This window comes from Staphylococcus sp. EG-SA-2 (assembly GCF_017152085.1).
This window is the reverse complement of record NZ_JACYHC010000199.1, coordinates 1-523: the sequence shown is the minus strand read 5'-3', so window position 1 is coordinate 523 and position 523 is coordinate 1. Positions and strand designations below refer to the sequence as shown.

1 protein-coding gene is annotated in these 523 nt (G+C 32.3%); it reads right to left on the bottom strand.

Going from position 1 to position 523, the window contains the following annotated elements:
* On the bottom strand, window positions 1–261 hold a 261-nt coding region (locus IDG60_RS27270), incomplete at its 3' end, for an FAD/NAD(P)-binding protein (protein WP_206160434.1).
* Between the last annotated feature and the right edge of the window lie 262 nt (window positions 262–523).

Here is a 523-nt window from a genome sequence, read left to right as displayed (position 1 = left end):
TTGATAAGGACCATAAAAAGCATTTGTATATTGGTGCTGTTTAGCGAATTGTTTTAGATGGAACGGTTGTGGATGTACGTGATGTACAATCGGTGATCTTAAATAAGGCATTTCTATTCGATTTGTAAATGAGTTAAACCTTTGGCAAAAAGTTTCGTGTGGGTCAATGATTGTTAATCGGTCTGTTGTTAATCCGCTTGATAATAGTTTTTGTGCGATTGCAGTTCCCTGTATGCCACCGCCGATAATTGTCCAATGCATAATAAAACCTCTCTCTTTTTAAAGCGTAATCGTTACGATTTATAATTATTATTATCATAATACATAACGACATGAAAGGCAATTAAATTAAAGAGATATATGTAGATAGGGCGAAGCTGTAGTCAAAGAAAAAACCATTGAAAAAGAGGTAACAATGTCAAAAGAAAACAGCAGTAAAATCATTCCTAATTTGGAATCATCTTACTGCTGTTTGTTGTTGATTTATATTCATGATTTTGTTATATAATCTACAATTTTGTGT